15 protein-coding genes and 1 pseudogene are annotated in these 14183 nt (G+C 59.3%); 10 read left to right on the top strand and 6 right to left on the bottom strand.

What is annotated here, in order from left to right; genetic code table 11:
• Nucleotides 1–37: 37 nt before the first annotated feature.
• On the top strand, nucleotides 38–517 hold the full coding sequence (locus ACZ6J2_RS11580) for a carboxymuconolactone decarboxylase family protein (RefSeq protein WP_014882392.1): 480 nt from the start codon (nucleotides 38–40) through the stop codon (nucleotides 515–517).
• On the opposite strand, the gene ACZ6J2_RS11575 is transcribed toward ACZ6J2_RS11580, so the two are convergent.
• Nucleotides 504–1406, bottom strand: a complete 903-nt coding sequence (locus tag ACZ6J2_RS11575) for a LysR family transcriptional regulator (RefSeq protein ID WP_471725775.1) — start codon at nucleotides 1404–1406, stop codon at nucleotides 504–506. The genes ACZ6J2_RS11580 and ACZ6J2_RS11575 overlap by 14 nt on opposite strands.
• Nucleotides 1407–1506: 100 nt before the next feature.
• Between ACZ6J2_RS11575 and ACZ6J2_RS11570 the strand changes: the two genes are divergently transcribed.
• The 7 genes and pseudogenes from ACZ6J2_RS11570 (at nucleotide 1507) to ACZ6J2_RS11540 (ending at nucleotide 6911) form a co-directional block, all read left to right on the top strand.
• On the top strand, nucleotides 1507–2922 hold the full coding sequence (locus tag ACZ6J2_RS11570) for an aldehyde dehydrogenase family protein (protein ID WP_471725774.1): 1416 nt from the start codon (nucleotides 1507–1509) through the stop codon (nucleotides 2920–2922).
• 151 nt (nucleotides 2923–3073) lie between these two features.
• On the top strand, nucleotides 3074–3397 hold the full coding sequence (locus tag ACZ6J2_RS11565; RefSeq protein ID WP_471725773.1) for an antibiotic biosynthesis monooxygenase family protein: 324 nt from the start codon (nucleotides 3074–3076) through the stop codon (nucleotides 3395–3397).
• A 7-nt stretch (nucleotides 3398–3404) separates the two neighbouring features.
• Nucleotides 3405–3491, top strand: a pseudogene (locus ACZ6J2_RS11560) (amino acid-binding protein); the annotation flags it as partial.
• The gene (locus ACZ6J2_RS11555; protein WP_471725772.1) at nucleotides 3466–4161 is read left to right on the top strand and encodes an ArsR/SmtB family transcription factor; all 696 of its coding nucleotides are present in this window, start codon (nucleotides 3466–3468) and stop codon (nucleotides 4159–4161) included. The pseudogene ACZ6J2_RS11560 and the gene ACZ6J2_RS11555, both read left to right, overlap by 26 nt.
• Nucleotides 4162–4310: 149 nt before the next feature.
• The gene (locus ACZ6J2_RS11550) at nucleotides 4311–4781 is read left to right on the top strand and encodes a MarR family winged helix-turn-helix transcriptional regulator (protein WP_033144545.1); all 471 of its coding nucleotides are present in this window, start codon (nucleotides 4311–4313) and stop codon (nucleotides 4779–4781) included.
• Nucleotides 4778–5845 carry an HlyD family secretion protein gene (locus ACZ6J2_RS11545; RefSeq protein WP_471725844.1) on the top strand — a complete coding sequence of 356 codons (1068 nt, stop codon included), beginning with the start codon at nucleotides 4778–4780 and terminating at the stop codon, nucleotides 5843–5845. Before ACZ6J2_RS11550 ends, ACZ6J2_RS11545 begins: the two co-directional genes overlap by 4 nt.
• Entirely contained in the window at nucleotides 5835–6911 is a 1077-nt protein-coding gene (locus ACZ6J2_RS11540) for a DUF2955 domain-containing protein (RefSeq protein WP_023310256.1), read from the top strand. The genes ACZ6J2_RS11545 and ACZ6J2_RS11540 overlap by 11 nt, the downstream gene beginning before the upstream one ends.
• On the opposite strand, the gene ACZ6J2_RS11535 is transcribed toward ACZ6J2_RS11540, so the two are convergent.
• The 3 genes from ACZ6J2_RS11535 to ACZ6J2_RS11525 are packed head-to-tail and all read right to left on the bottom strand — an operon-like array spanning nucleotide 6908 to nucleotide 9627.
• Nucleotides 6908–8179: a DUF445 domain-containing protein gene (locus tag ACZ6J2_RS11535; RefSeq protein ID WP_471725771.1), complete on the bottom strand. Its 1272-nt coding sequence runs from the start codon at nucleotides 8177–8179 to the stop codon at nucleotides 6908–6910. The genes ACZ6J2_RS11540 and ACZ6J2_RS11535 overlap by 4 nt on opposite strands.
• Before the next feature lie 3 nt (nucleotides 8180–8182).
• Nucleotides 8183–8836: a LysE family translocator gene (locus tag ACZ6J2_RS11530; protein ID WP_471725770.1), complete on the bottom strand. Its 654-nt coding sequence runs from the start codon at nucleotides 8834–8836 to the stop codon at nucleotides 8183–8185.
• A gap of 47 nt (nucleotides 8837–8883) precedes the next feature.
• Nucleotides 8884–9627, bottom strand: a complete 744-nt coding sequence (locus ACZ6J2_RS11525; RefSeq protein WP_471725769.1) for a helix-turn-helix transcriptional regulator — start codon at nucleotides 9625–9627, stop codon at nucleotides 8884–8886.
• 151 nt (nucleotides 9628–9778) lie between these two features.
• On the opposite strand from ACZ6J2_RS11525, the gene ACZ6J2_RS11520 reads away from it, so the two are divergent.
• Complete coding sequence (locus ACZ6J2_RS11520; RefSeq protein ID WP_471725768.1) at nucleotides 9779–11149, top strand: NAD-dependent succinate-semialdehyde dehydrogenase; 1371 nt, start codon at nucleotides 9779–9781, stop codon at nucleotides 11147–11149.
• Between the two features lie 45 nt (nucleotides 11150–11194).
• Here the strand turns inward: ACZ6J2_RS11520 and ACZ6J2_RS11515 are convergent, their stop codons facing one another.
• A complete protein-coding gene (locus tag ACZ6J2_RS11515) occupies nucleotides 11195–11515 on the bottom strand; it encodes a hypothetical protein (protein ID WP_039262264.1) in 321 nt (106 codons plus the stop codon).
• The gene (locus tag ACZ6J2_RS11510; RefSeq protein WP_023310269.1) at nucleotides 11515–12060 is read right to left on the bottom strand and encodes a YfaZ family outer membrane protein; all 546 of its coding nucleotides are present in this window, start codon (nucleotides 12058–12060) and stop codon (nucleotides 11515–11517) included. Before ACZ6J2_RS11510 ends, ACZ6J2_RS11515 begins: the two co-directional genes overlap by 1 nt.
• A 411-nt stretch (nucleotides 12061–12471) precedes the next feature.
• Between ACZ6J2_RS11510 and ACZ6J2_RS11505 the strand changes: the two genes are divergently transcribed.
• Complete coding sequence (locus ACZ6J2_RS11505) at nucleotides 12472–13830, top strand: esterase-like activity of phytase family protein (RefSeq protein ID WP_471725767.1); 1359 nt, start codon at nucleotides 12472–12474, stop codon at nucleotides 13828–13830.
• Nucleotides 13831–14183 lie beyond the last annotated feature (353 nt).

Raw genomic sequence — 14183 nt, 5'->3', positions numbered from 1 at the left:
GCATGACACATGCCGCACAAAAAAAAGAGGAAAGACAATGAGCACTCGCGTTAACCACCACAAAGTTACACCCGCCCTCGCCAACGCGCTGTCTGCCCTGAGCATGGAGGTGGCAAAAACCTCCATCGACCCGGCGCTGAAGCACCTGATCGACATTCGCGTGTCGCAGCTGAACGGCTGTACCTTCTGCCTGGATATGCACTCGAAAGAGGCCAAAATTGCCGGCGAGCGCGAGCTGCGCCTGTACCATCTGGCGGCCTGGCGCGAGTCCCCGCTGTTCAGCGCCCGCGAGAAAGCCGCGCTGGCCTTCACCGAAGCGCTGACCCAGATTGGCGTTCACGGGGTAAGCGACGCACTGTATCGCAGCGTGGCGGAGCACTTCTCGGACGTGGAAATTTCAGAGCTGAACTTCGCCATCGTGGCGATCAACGCCTGGAACCGTCTGGGGATCACCTCCCGCATGGCACCGGGATCGCTGGACGCGGCTTACGGGCTGAACAAGGCTAACCTGGAATAATCCCGCGCTCGCGGATCGTTGCCACCAGCGCCCGCAGGCCTGGCGGAACGTGGCGATGGCCGGGGTAGTACAGGCGCAGTCCGGCAAAGGGCTGCGCCCAGTCGTTTAGGACGCTCACCAGTTCTCCACGCTCCAGCTCTTCACGGATATACAGTTCCGGCAAAAATCCCACCCCTAATCCCGCTTTCACGGCGCGGATCGAGGCAAAAAGATCGGACGTCGCAAAGCGCGGCGGCACGGCAAGGGCGTACGTTTCCCCCCGACGCGCCAGCTCCCAGCGGTAGATCCCGCCGTGGGCCATGCGCATGCCGATCCCCTGATGCGAAAGCAGATCGTCCGGCGTCTGCGGAATGCCGTGGCGTGCAAAATAGTCCGGCGTGGCGGTGACCAGCTGGCGGATCTCCCCGGTCAGCGGCACGGCGATCATGTCCTGCGGCACGGACTCCTCAAGGCGGATCCCCGCGTCATAGCCTTCCGCGACGATGTCGATCATTCGCGCTTCGCTGACGGTCTCTACGCGCATCTTCGGATAGCGGATCATAAAGTCGATCAGCAGCTGGTCCAGAAACAGGGTGCCGATATGGTTCGGCACGTTCAGACGCAGCGTGCCGGCGGGTTCCCCGGTGTCGCTGTGGATCTCCTCGCTGGCGAGACGGATCTCCTGCAGGGCCGGGCCGATACGCGCCACGTAGCGCTGTCCGGCGTCGGTGAGCGCCACGCTGCGGGTGGTGCGGTTAAAGAGGCGAGTATCAAGGCGGCTCTCCAGCCCGGCGATGGCGTTGCTTACCGCCGTGGCTGACATGCCCAGCTCCTGCGCCGCGCCGCGAAAGCTGCCGCGTCGCACGACCGCCATCACCACTTCCAGCTCTGTCAGACCTGAACGATGCATAGATTATCCTGAAAATCGAAACAACCCTTGCAGCATAGCGTGGATTATCGCAACGGAGAAGCCGTGACAGACTGTGCTCACACAGCCTGAGGAGGTTTATATGCACACCATCGAACAGATCTTTATTAACGGCGAATTTGTTACCCCGCGCGGTACCGAGTGGTTTGATTTGTACAACCCGGCGACGGCGCAGGTTATAGGGCAGGTACGTCTGGCGGATGAGGTTGACGCAGAGCGCGCCATTGCGGCGGCAAAAGCGGCGTTTCCGGCGTGGTCGAAGACCACAAAGCAGGAACGCATCGCGGCGCTGAAGCGCATGCACGCCGCCGTGGCCGCTCGTCACGACGATCTGCTGGAAGCGGTCATCGAAGAGTACGGCGCCCCCGCCTCGCGCTCGGCGTGGATGGCCAGCTATCCGGCGGAGGTGATTGCTCAGGCCATCGAGGCGCTGGAGGCGTTTGAGTTTATCACCCCCGCAGGCACAGCGACGGTGCAGATGACGCCGCTTGGCGTGGCCGGGCTTATCACGCCGTGGAACAGCGACGCGGGGTTTATCTGCGGCAAGCTGGCGGCCGCGCTGGCTGCGGGCTGTACGGCCGTCATCAAGCCGAGCGAAATGAGCGCCCTGCAAACCCGGATTGTCACCGAAGCGCTGTGCGATGCCGCGCTGCCGCCGGGCGTGTTTAATATCGTCACCGGACGCGGCGAAACCGTCGGTGAAACCATCAGCCGTCATCCCGACGTGGCAAAAATCTCGTTTACCGGCTCGACGAATACCGGCAAGGCGATCCTGCGCAACGCGGCGGAGAGCTTTAAGCGCGTGACCCTGGAGTTAGGCGGTAAATCGCCGACGATCCTGCTGGATGACGTGGAACTGGCGCAGGCGATCCCGCTGGTGATTCAGGCCGGATTTATGAACAGCGGGCAGGCGTGCGTGGCCGGAACGCGCATTCTGGTGCCGCAGGCGCGCAAGGCGGAGATCGAAGCCGCGCTGGCGCAGGCCGTGGCGGCGGTGAAATCGGGCGATCCGCGCGATAGCGCGACGGACGTCGGCCCGATGGTCAGCGAAAAGCAGTGGCAGCGGGTGCAGGGCTATATTCGTAAAGGCATCGAAGAGGGGGCGCATCTGCTGGCAGGTGGTGAAGGGAGACCGGAAGGCACGCAGGACGGCTGGTTTGTGCGCCCGACACTGTTTACCGACGTGAACAACCGGATGACGATTGCCCGTGACGAGATTTTTGGCCCGGTGCTGTGCGTCATCCCCTATCGTGACGAGGCGGAGGCTGTTGCGATTGCCAACGACACGGACTACGGCCTGAGCGCGATGGTGCTGGGCGGCGATGCGGAGCGCGCGCGCCGCGTAGCGCAGCAGATTGTCTCCGGTCGCGTGCTGGTGAACACCCTTGCCCATGAACCGAAAGCGCCGTTCGGCGGGTTTAAGCACTCCGGCGTGGGGCGCGAGATGGGCGAGTGGGGGATTAGGGCGTTTATGGAGCCGAGGTCGATTCTGAGCTAAAACCTGCCCGGTGGCGCTGCGCTTACCGGTTCTACACTATTCGTAGGCCGGATAAGCGCAGCGCCATCCGGCACATTACTTCGCTCTTTGCCGAAGCATCGTTCCTCTCTACCCTGCATTCTCTCCCCGACATCACAACGGAGAGGCCATCATGATTGCAGTCATTTTCGAAGCCAAAGCCGCGCCCGCCCATCAGGCGCGCTACCTGCAGCTCGCTGCCGAACTCAAACCTCTGCTGGCGGATATCGACGGCTTTATTGATATCGAACGGTTCCAGAGCCTGACGACCGACGGCAAAATCCTGTCGCTTTCCTGGTGGCGGGATGAAGAGGCCGTCCGCCGCTGGAAGCAGAACGTCTTTCATCAGGCCGCGCAGGCCGAAGGGCGGGAGTCGATTTTCGCGTACTACCGCATTCGGGTGGCGCAGCTGGTGCGGGAGTACAGTTCCGAAACCGGAGGGCGCGCGGATGTATGACGTTGACCTAATTCTGCTGACGGATGATGATAAGCTGGCCGCAGAGATCACCGAACCCTGGGCGACACATGTTAAAAACGAGCCTACCTCCTGATAACAGCGCGGCGCTGGAACAGGCCATTGCCGCGGTGGCTGCCGCAATGGCCGATCCGTCGCGCGTAAAGATGCTGTGCGTGCTGATGGACGGGCGGGCGTGGACCGCTACCGAGCTGAGCGCGGCGGCAGACGTTGCGCCGTCGACCGCCAGCGGCCATCTCGCCCGGCTGGTGGAAGGGCAATTGATTACCTGCCTGTCGCAGGGGCGGCACCGCTATTATCGTCTGGCGGGGCACGACGTGGCGGCGCTGGTCGAGCAGATGATGGGGCTCTCCTGGAGCCGCATCACCCCGCCTGAAACGACCGCGCCGAAAGCCATGCGCGAAGCCCGAACCTGCTACGACCATCTTGCCGGAACGGTTGCGGTGCAAATCTACGATTTTATGCAGGCGGAAGGCTGGCTGGAGGCAGACGGTTCAGCGCTCACGCCGTATGGCCGCGAGCAGTTTCTGAAGCTTGGTATTCCGTTAAATCCCAATACACGTCGCAAGGCCTGCTGCGCCTGCCTGGACTGGAGCGAGCGGCGCTTTCATCTTGGCGGTGAGGCGGGCGCGGCGCTGTTGATTTTTCTGGAAAGCAAAGGCTGGATCCAGCGGGTGGCGGGATACAGGGAGGTGGTGGTGACGGCTTCAGGTAGGGCTGCTGTTAAGAGACTTTTTAGCCGCTAAACGCCGCTGCGGGCTGGTGCCCTCACCCCGCCCCTCTCCCACGGGGAGAGGGAGACATCGTTTTCGCAATTCCTGCTCTTTCGCCTCTCGTTTCTTGATACTTATCCTGATAACTATTATCGTGGCCGCGTGTGACGAGAGGTTTCCCCATGAGCGAAGAAGAACTGTTTAGCCGCAGGCCGATGGGCATGCGGATGGCGATGATCGTGCGCCAGTGGCGTGCGGTAATCGACGACGCCATTCTCGATACCGGGTTAACCCAGTCGAGCTGGACGGTGATGATGCAGCTTCATCAGCTCGGGGATAACGTCTCCGTGAGTGAGCTGGCGGAGGTGCAGGGCATTGAACTGCCGCCGCTGATGCGCACCCTGACACAGCTGGAAAAGCAGGGTTACCTGCTGCGCTCCGTATCGCCTTATGACAAGCGTATCCGGCTTCTGACGCTGACGCCTGAGGGAAAAGCCATATTAAAAAGGCTCACTCAGGTGATTGAGACCTATCAGGCGCGCGTATCGCAAAACATCGCGCCGGAACATATCGACATTTTCAGCGCCACCCTGAATCAATTCGCCTGCAATTTGCGGACAATCCGCGAAGAAGATAACAAGACCGAAAAATAATGACCCCTGAACAAAAGTTTGCCCGCTGGGTAAGGGTAAGTATTGCCTCTTTCCTGCTGATGTTTGTCTACTTTATCGTCGCGGATATCTGGATCCCGCTGACGCCGGACTCCACCGTGATGCGCGTGGTGACGCCGGTTTCTCCGCGCGTCTCCGGCTACGTGGCGGCGGTACATGTCCATAACAACAGCCAGGTGAAAAAAGGCGATCTGCTGTTTGAGCTCGACGACACGCCGTTTCGCAATAAAGTAGAAGCGGCGCAAATCTCGCTTGAGCAGGCACGCCTTTCCAACGAACAGCTGGATGCGCAGATCGCTGCCGCGCAGGCCAGCCTGAAAACCGCCGTTCTGACCGCGCGTAACGATAAAGTGACCTTCGATCGCTACCAGAAGCTGAGCACCCTGCAGAACGTCTCGCAGGCGGATCTGGACAAAGTCCGCACCACCTGGCAGAGCAGCGAGCAGTCCGTCAGCTCCATCCAGGCCAATATCCATAACCTGCGCATTCAGCGCGGCGAGCGGGACGAGCACCGCAACGTGACGCTGCAAAAATACCGCAACGCGCTGGATGAGGCAGAGCTTAACCTCGGCTGGACGAAGGTCTACGCCCAGGCGGACGGCACGGTCAGTAACCTGCAGTTAAGTCCGGGCTTTTACGCCTCCTCGGGTTCCGCCGCGCTGGCGCTGGTGAACAACCAGACCGATATCGTGGCCGATTTTCGCGAAAAAAGCCTGCGCCATACCCATCAGGGCACCGATGCCGCCGTGGTGTTCGACGCCTTCCCGGGGCACGTTTTCCGCGCCCACGTGACCAGCAGCGACGCGGGGATACTGGCGGGTCAGGAGGCCGTGAACGGCCAGCTGTCCGAGCCGGAAACCTCCAACCGCTGGGTACGTGACGCCCAACGCATGCGCATTCACGTGACGCTGGATGAAGCGCTGCCAAAGCATCTGCCGACCGGCGCCCGCGCTACCGTACAGCTTTACAACAGCGAAGGGCCGTTTGCGCGCTTTTTCTCCGGGATGCAGATCCACCTGGTGAGCCTGCTTCACTATGTCTATTAGCACCCTGGCGCGGGTCTTTACCCCGCACGGCAACATCGTCTACACGGCAAACGACTTTCGCCAGACCCTGCGCATCGTCTTCGCCGGGATGATTGCGCTCAGCATCTCCAGCTTCTACAACACCAGCTACGGCGTATTTTTCGTGGTCTATCCGATCATGCTTCTGTCGCTGGTACCGGTGTTTAACCGCCACGTGGCAAAGCAGTTTATCTTCAGCGCCGCGCTAAACTGCGTCGAAATGATCTTCATTATCGGCTATCTGTCGCAATGGCCGGTCATCATGACGCTGGTGGTGTTTGCCCTGTACGTGATGCGTTTTCGTTTTATGAGCAAGGGGCCGTTGTTCCTGTTTGGCTCAATGGGCGTGGTGTGCCAGAGCGTGATGCTCAACTTTATGAGCTACCCCACGACCAGCTGGCACACGCTGCTGTTTTCCAACATCGAAGCGAGCGTGATGGCGGTGTGCCTGAGCGCGCTGATGAACTATCTCCTGCCGGACGTGGAGCCCCGCAGGCCGCCGCCGCTGATTGAGAAAGACGACGCCCGCGTGCGCCACGAGTCGTTGCTCTCCGGCACCGTCGCGACGCTGATATTCGTGGTGTTTCAGATTAGCGACTTAAGCGATTCGCTTTCGGCGCTGATGGCGGGGATTTTAATTCTGTTCCCCATGCACTACCGCGGTTCGGTGATGAGCTCGATCTGGCGCGTGGTCGGCGTGGTGCTGGGCTGTCTCTACATTCTGGTGGTGCAGCTGATCCTCTACGATCACAGCAGCCATATGCTGTTGATGATGCCGCTGATCGGCCTCGGGCTGGCGTTTGGCGCGCGTCTGCACGTGATGGAAAAGGTGGGGGCGGGCGTGGGGTTTTCCAGCATCACCACCATCGGCATTATGTTCGGGCAGAACATGCACCCGGACACTGACCTGGTGTTCAGCGATCTCTACCGCATCACCTCCGTCACCTTTTCGCTGGTCGCAACGCTGACGATGGTCTTCCTGGTGCACCTGATCCTCAACCGCTTCGAGGCGACGCGCTACGTCATCGCGCCGCCCAAAGTAGATTAATGTCCCAGCACGGCAGGCAGCTGCGAGAGTAAAAACAGGATCAGGCCAATCGTCCCGCCCACCAGCGTGCCGTTGACGCGGATGAACTGCAGGTCTTTACCGATATTGAGCTCAATCTGGCGGGACATGTCTTTGGCGTCCCAGCTTTTGACCGTGTCGCTGATGTGGCGCGTCAGGAACGCGGCAAAATCCGGCGCCACGCGATGCGCGGCCTGCTCAAGATGCTCGTTCAGCGACGCACGCAGGCTGGCGTCGTTAGACAGCGTTTCGCCAAACCACAGCCCGGCGTTGGCGATGCGTTGCTTCACCCGCGAATCCTCGCTTTGCATATCCGCTTTTAGCCACTGGCGCAGGTCAGCCCACATCTCTCCCAGATAGCGGTTAAACGCCTCATCGTTTTTCAGGTAGTGCTTGATGTTGTCGGCTTTCGCCGCCATCTCCGGATCGTTTTTCAGGTTGTCGATAAGCTTCAGCGTAGCGCGGTCGAACGCCTGGCGGATCTGGTGCGTGCGGTCGTGGCTGATATCGTCCAGCAGCGTGTTCACCGCGTTCGACACCATCTCCGCGCTTTGATCGCCCAGCCACTCGGTGGGAAGCACCATCGCCTTGCGCGGATGTTCGGTCTTCAGCCAGTGGACAATCTGATCGGCAATAAAGTCCCGCGTGCTCTCCCGCTGAATCAGGGTAATCAGACGATTGATGATCGCATCCAGCAGCACCTGGTGGCGGTTGTTTTTGGTCATGCTCTCCAGCATCACGGCGCTGGTTTCGGTGAAATCGACCTTGTCGATGGCCTTATGCACCGCCCGTTTGAGCAGGCGCTGAATGCGCCCGTCGTCGGTGAGTTCGAGAAAACCGCTCATCACCTGCATCAAATGCAGCCCGACGCGTTGGGCATTGTCGGGCTGGCTGAACCAGGTTCCGATCATCTGCGCGGGCTCATAGCGGCGAATCAACGCCACCAGCGACTGGGTATCAAGAAACTTCTCCTGCACAAACTGGCCGAGATTGTCGCCGATCCGGTCTTTATTGCGCGGGATAATCGCCGTATGGCGCGAGATAAACGGAATGGGCACCCGACGGAACAGCGCAACCACGGCAAACCAGTCTGCCAGCGCGCCGACCATCGCCGCCTCGGCAATGGCCTTCACGCCGCGCACCCAGAAGGTCTGCGGCAGAAACAGGGTGGTGATAAACGCTGCGGCGGCAATCAGCAGCAGCGATAGCGCCAGCAGCTTGGCGCGTTTGAGTTCAGCTATTTTTTCCATGGGTTAAGGATAGAGGGAAGCGGGGGGAATGTGCAAAAACCGCCACAGCACCCATCCGCCAAACCCCATCAGCACCACCCCCGCCGTGCGCTCAATCCACCACAGCGAACGGCTGAGCTTCTGTTGAACCACGGTCAACCCCATCAGCGATACCAGCGCCAGATCCCACACCAGCACCACCATCACCATCCAGACGCCGCAGGTCGCCTGCTGAAGCAGCGTGACGCCCGGCCCCAGTAACGCCGTCATTAGCGCCAGATAGAACAGCGCGTTCTTCGGGTTTAGCAGCGCCGAACCGAGCCCCAGCAGGATTTGCTTGCGCAGCGAAGGGAAGCGCTGGTGGGTTTCATTCAGCGCCAGCGCCTGCTGGCGGCTGCGAATCAGATGCGAGCCGATCCACAGCAAGAACAGCGCCCCGCAAAGCTCGATAAGGGTAAACAGCCACGTAAACTGGCGCAGCGCGCTCCAGCCGATAATCACCAGAAGAATATAGAGCGCGTTACCCGCGGCAATGCCGAGGCACAGTCCGGCGCTGCCGCGCAGCCGATAGCGCGCGGCGTAGCCCACCAGCAGGAAGAAATCCGGGCCCGGGCTTAACAGGGCAACAAAGTGCGCCAGCGCCAGGGCGAGAAAAGCGGAAGGGAAGAACAGTTCCATAGCGACCTCGGTTAACAATCCGAGGTCAGAGTACGGCGCTGCAGAACCTATTTATTGTCTGATATTGATCGGCCGGTGGCGTACTGGCGCGGCGTGGCAGCGGTATAGCTGACGAAGGTCTTATGAAAATGGCTCTGGTCGGCAAAGCCGCTCTGGTAGCCGACGTCGGCAATATCGTCCCCGGCACGCAGCCGCACCTTGGCGTACTCCACGCGGGAGATGTTGAGAAAACTGCCCGGCGTCAGGCCGGTGTCCTGCCTGAAGGTGCGGATCAGCGTCTCCTTGCGCAGCGAGAAGCGTTGGGCAAGCTCGTCGAGGGAAGGCGGGCAGGCGAGATCGGAAAGAAATGCCTGCTGAACCTGCTGGCTGGTTGCGCGAAGCGCGTCAGCGTTATCCGCGGCGCGGGGAAGGGCAGAAAGCAGCGTTTCCAGTGATGCCGGAGACAGGGTCTCGACAACGTCCTGGTAATGGGCAAACAGGGTTGGGCTACGAATCACCTGTAGCGCCAGCGGAAACCCGGTGTCGATATAGAGCATATGGCAGCTGCGCGGTTGCCCGGCGACGGGGTTACAGCTGTGTGGCACACCGGCCGGGATCGCGATGAGGTCCCCGGGGTTAAGGATGTACTCTCTGTCATGACACACGCAGCGGGTCTGGCCCTCCACAATCGCGCCGATGGAAAGCTGAGGGTGACTGTGGCGTTTGTACGCCTGCGTACTCTGCCAGGTGCTGCGCAGCTCAAGGCCTGAGGCGCGGTGAAAAGTCTGGCGGATATGTCGGGTATCGGTCATGGGCGCTCCTTCTGAAGATTTTTTATACCACGTCAGCGAACCGTCCGGCAGCGCTTCATTAAGAACCTTCCGGATATACCCAACTTTACGTCCATAGCCAGTCATGTTGACTACCCTTAATACCCTAAGCGGTAAAACAAGGAGATTCGACATGGCTTATCAGACAGTAAATCCTGCCACTAACCAGCTCATCAAAGAATACCCCTCACATACCGACGCGGATATCGAAGCGGCGCTGAAGGCGGCCGATGCGCTTTATCATTCGGACTGGGCGAAAGGCGACATCAGCCAGCGCCTGCCGGTGCTGCATAAGCTTGCCGATCTGATCGACGAGCGCGTGGAGGATCTGGCTAAAATCGCCAGCCAGGAGATGGGTAAGCTCATCGAACAGAGCCGCGGCGAGGTGAAGCTGTGCGCGCAGATCGCCCGCTACTACGCCGACAACGCGCAGCGGTTCCTGGCCCCGGTGAAGTACGACTCTGAGCTCGGTGAAGCCTGGGTGGAGCATCACCCCATCGGCGTGCTGATGGCCGTTGAGCCGTGGAACTTCCCGTACTACCAGCTGATGCGCGTCCTGGCGCCAAACCTGGCGGCGGGTAACCCCGTCATCGCCAAACATGCCAGCATCGTGCCGCACTGCGCCGAGACCTTTGCCCATCTGGTGCGCGAGGCGGGTGCGCCGGAAGGGGCGTGGACCAACCTGTTTATCTCGTCCGAGCAGGTGGCGAATATCATTGCTGACGATCGCGTGCAGGGCGCCGCATTAACCGGCTCCGAAAAGGCCGGCAGCGCGGTGGCCGCGCAGGCGGCGAAGCACATTAAGAAATCCACGCTGGAGCTGGGCGGTAATGACGTGTTCGTGGTCCTGGACGATGCAGACCTTGAGAAGGCCGTGAAAATTGGCGTTAACGCGCGGCTCAACAACGCCGGGCAGGTCTGCACCGCGGCGAAGCGCTTTATCCTGCATGAAAAGATTGCAGAGGCCTTCCTGAGCAAATTCACCGAGGCGTTTAAGCAGGTGAAGATTGGCGATCCGCTGGACGAAAGCACCACGCTGGGGCCGCTGTCGTCTAAAGATGCGCTCGAAACGCTGACCAGACAGGTTAACGAGGCGGTGAAAAACGGCGCCACGCTGCACTATGGCGGCAAACCGGCGCAGCGCGACGGGAGTTTCTTCGAACCGACGATCCTGACGAATATCTCCCGCGATAACCCGGCGTATTTCGAAGAGTTCTTCGGCCCGGTGGCGCAGATGTACGTGGTGAAAAACGACGACGAGGCGGTCGCGCTGGCGAACGACTCCCACTACGGCCTGGGCGGGGCGGTATTCAGCCAGAATATCGAGCGCGCGAAGAAAATGGCGTCGCGGATTGAGACCGGGATGGTGTACATCAACTGGCTCACCGATACCGCGCCAGAGCTGCCGTTCGGCGGCGTGAAGCGCTCCGGCTACGGGCGCGAGCTGTCGGATCTGGGGATCAAAGAGTTTGTGAACCAGAAGCTGGTGGTGGTGCATAAGTAAGAGGTCATAAAAAACCTGCCAGCCGGCAGGTTTTTTTTAAAGGGATTATTGCACTTCGATCTTGTCCCAGCCGCTTTTGAACATGCAGCTGTCAACTAACGTATCCCGGCGATATTCATTCGCGTCTTCAACCGTGTAGCTCGTGGAAATATCCTTTTTCTTGTTCTTTTTGTCCGTTTTTTCCGAGCTGGATCCGGTTACGACGTTATCCGGGGGCAGATCGATCAGCGCCTGCGCTTCGCATTCCGTGAGCTTTTTATTCATTTCCGCATCGCTGACGCCCGGTTTCACCCATTTGTACTGGACGCAGCCGGCGAGCATCAGCGTGAGGCTCAGAACGCAAAGCGCGGTCATGCGGTGTTTCATCAGAAGGTGACTCCACCGCCTACATATGCGCCGTCAATCAGCGTGTGGCCAGGACGACCGTCTTTGCCGTCCACGCTCACGTGGCGGTAGCCCACTTTCAGGGTCACTGGCGTAATTGGCGTCCAGCTTACGCCGCCGTTGGCTTCGACGTAGTTTTTCACGCTGTTGTTCAGGCCTTCTGGTGCGACATAGCCTTCACCGTAGACGTGGATGCTGTCGGTCAGGGCAACGTTTACGCCGCCGCCAATCGGGAACGCCACGCCGTTATCGCCTTTTTTCGGGCCGAGGTAGATGGCTTTTGCGCCCGCGTTCAGCATCACCGGGCCAAGACCCAGGTTGTAGCCTGCGCCCACGCCGCCGGTCTGGGTACCGTCGTCGGTGTTTTTCAGCCAGTTACTTTCCAGATAAACACCGGATGAGGATTTCCCCATTTCCAGGTTGAGGTTGGTAAAGTTTTTACCCTGCTCAACGGTGCCGCCCATCGCCAGTGCGGAACCCGATACGGCAGCCAGAGCAGAAAGAAGAAGGATATTCAGTTTTTTCATGTTTTTTGCCTCGTCATTAAATTCATCTGGGCGCACCTTAACAAGCGATGTTAATGACTGCAAATGTGATATAAATCGCGGTTTTATACTGATATTGTTAACTTTTTTATTGAAGTTGTTGCAATGATGTTTGATTGTCGGGGTGTCAACAGGGGATGTTTTTAGCGTTTAGGAACCGTTTAGTTTTTTGACTAAACATAAACTGAACGAGGCGGGGATAGTGATTTGAGATGAATTAATTGGGTTTCTAATAATTTCCAAAAATGTTTCGCCTGTCACACAAAACAACAAAGCCTTACATTTCGAGTGATGAATATACGTTCAATCGCTCATACCGGTTTCCCTTCCATGTCATTTTTCTGACACGTTTATTCTTTACGTTGTTGGCTTCACTAACTGGATGCTAACAATATGAAAAGAAAAATTATTCCTGTGCTAATCGGCTGTGCGCTCTCTTTCTCTGGCCTGGCGGCGCAGCCCACTGCTGAGCGCTATGTCGTCAGCTTCCCTGAAGGCTCCCACGTGAGCTACAGCGGCGCGTTTGCCAGCGCGTTTCCGAACGGACTGCCCGTGGGAATCGGTTCTGGCCTGCTGTTTACGGGCAAGCAGGGCGACGCCCTGACCTTTGCGACCGTGACCGATCGCGGTCCAAACGCCGATGCGCCAAAAATGGGTAAAAGCGAAGCCAAAATATTTGTCACGCCAGATTTCGCGCCGCTGCTGATGACCATCCGCGTTCAGAACGGCAAAGCGGAGGCTGTCGATGCCCGCCCGCTGCATGATGATAAAGGCGAGATCAACGGTCTGCCGCTGCAAAGCGGCGTGATTGGCTCCACCAATGAAGTGGCGTTCAGCGATACCCTCAAGATCCTGAAGGGCGACAACCGCGGGCTGGACACGGAAGGCATCACCCCGGACGGCAAAGGCGGCTACTGGCTGTGCGACGAATATGGCCCGTTCCTGATTAACGTCGACAGCAAAGGGAAGATCCTGGCGATCCACGGGCCGCAGGCCGCGGAAGGGGAGAAATCCATCGCGGGCGGTCTGCCAAACATTATCAAATGGCGCCAGGCGAACCGGGGCTTTGAAGGCCTGACCCGGATGCCGGACGGGCGTATTATCGCCGCTGTGCAAAGCACGCTGGATATCGATGGTAAGAGCAAAAAGCAGGCGCTGTTTACGCGTCTGGTGAGCTTCGACCCGGCAACCGGGAAAACGGCGATGTACGGTTACCCTATCGACAGCGCGGCTTATGACAAAAACAGCGACGCCAAAATCGGCGACATCGTGGCGCTCGATAACCAGCACATCCTGCTGATTGAGCAGGGAAGCGATAAAAACGACGGCATGCGTAACCTGATTTATAAGGTGGATCTCAGCAAGGCGAGCGACCTTTCCGCCTTCGACAAGCCGGGCGAGTACCCGGAGTTTGATGATGAAAAAACCCTGGCGCAGCGCGGCATTACCCTTGCGGCTAAAACGCAGGTCGTCGATCTCCGCGCACTGGGCTGGCAGCAGGAGAAGGCCGAAGGGCTGGCGCTGATCGACAGCAAAACGCTTGCGGTAGCGAACGATAACGACTTTGGCGTGAAGGTTGCGATGCAAAACCCGGTCGAGGGCAAGAAGCTCAAGGATTATCGGGTGAACGCGGAAGGCAAGCTGACGCTGGATGATAAGCCGGTTGAAACCACGCTCAGCGTGAAGCCGCTGAAGAAGCCGGAGTCGGACAGCGAGCTGTGGATTGTGACGCTGCCGGAAGCGGTGAAATAAGTTTACCCTTCTTGCTAAAGGCTGGGGTATCCCCACAAGATAATGCCTGCACAGACGGCTCCCTCTCCCTTGAGGGAGAGGGCTGGGGTGAGGGGGAACATACGGCTGTGGAGGTTATTCCGTTCACTCTATGTTCCTTGCTACTCTGTAACGGCATGACCTGTGAACGTGCCAGGGTGGCTCAATCGCCACCACCCTGGCGACCCGGGCTCCCGGCGGTAAATCGCCGCTTCGCGGTACCCTCAGCTTATTCCTTCAGGCTATCGGGTCGGGCATGAGCCTGCATCCCTGCAGGCCACGCCCTCTCGGCGCATCCCTGCGCCTCGCCCCGGCCTTACGGAAACGCCTCGGCG

This window comes from Enterobacter sp. E14S (assembly GCF_055666685.1).
This window is presented reverse-complemented; position numbering and strand designations above follow the sequence as displayed.

Bases quoted from the DNA above. Each gene is read 5' to 3' on its own strand.
- ACZ6J2_RS11540 (WP_023310256.1), top strand. From the start codon at position 5,835: ATGTCTATTAGCACCCTGGCGCGGGTCTTTACCCCGCACGGCAACATC.
- ACZ6J2_RS11570 (WP_471725774.1), top strand. From the start codon at position 1,507: ATGCACACCATCGAACAGATCTTTATTAACGGCGAATTTGTTACCCCG.
- ACZ6J2_RS11510 (WP_023310269.1), bottom strand. From the start codon at position 12,060: ATGAAAAAACTGAATATCCTTCTTCTTTCTGCTCTGGCTGCCGTATCG.
- ACZ6J2_RS11520 (WP_471725768.1), top strand. From the start codon at position 9,779: ATGGCTTATCAGACAGTAAATCCTGCCACTAACCAGCTCATCAAAGAA.
- ACZ6J2_RS11555 (WP_471725772.1), top strand. From the start codon at position 3,466: ATGTTAAAAACGAGCCTACCTCCTGATAACAGCGCGGCGCTGGAACAG.
- ACZ6J2_RS11575 (WP_471725775.1), bottom strand. From the start codon at position 1,406: ATGCATCGTTCAGGTCTGACAGAGCTGGAAGTGGTGATGGCGGTCGTG.
- ACZ6J2_RS11515 (WP_039262264.1), bottom strand. From the start codon at position 11,515: ATGAAACACCGCATGACCGCGCTTTGCGTTCTGAGCCTCACGCTGATG.
- ACZ6J2_RS11525 (WP_471725769.1), bottom strand. From the start codon at position 9,627: ATGACCGATACCCGACATATCCGCCAGACTTTTCACCGCGCCTCAGGC.
- ACZ6J2_RS11565 (WP_471725773.1), top strand. From the start codon at position 3,074: ATGATTGCAGTCATTTTCGAAGCCAAAGCCGCGCCCGCCCATCAGGCG.
- ACZ6J2_RS11505 (WP_471725767.1), top strand. From the start codon at position 12,472: ATGAAAAGAAAAATTATTCCTGTGCTAATCGGCTGTGCGCTCTCTTTC.
- ACZ6J2_RS11535 (WP_471725771.1), bottom strand. From the start codon at position 8,179: ATGGAAAAAATAGCTGAACTCAAACGCGCCAAGCTGCTGGCGCTATCG.
- ACZ6J2_RS11530 (WP_471725770.1), bottom strand. From the start codon at position 8,836: ATGGAACTGTTCTTCCCTTCCGCTTTTCTCGCCCTGGCGCTGGCGCAC.
- ACZ6J2_RS11550 (WP_033144545.1), top strand. From the start codon at position 4,311: ATGAGCGAAGAAGAACTGTTTAGCCGCAGGCCGATGGGCATGCGGATG.
- ACZ6J2_RS11580 (WP_014882392.1), top strand. From the start codon at position 38: ATGAGCACTCGCGTTAACCACCACAAAGTTACACCCGCCCTCGCCAAC.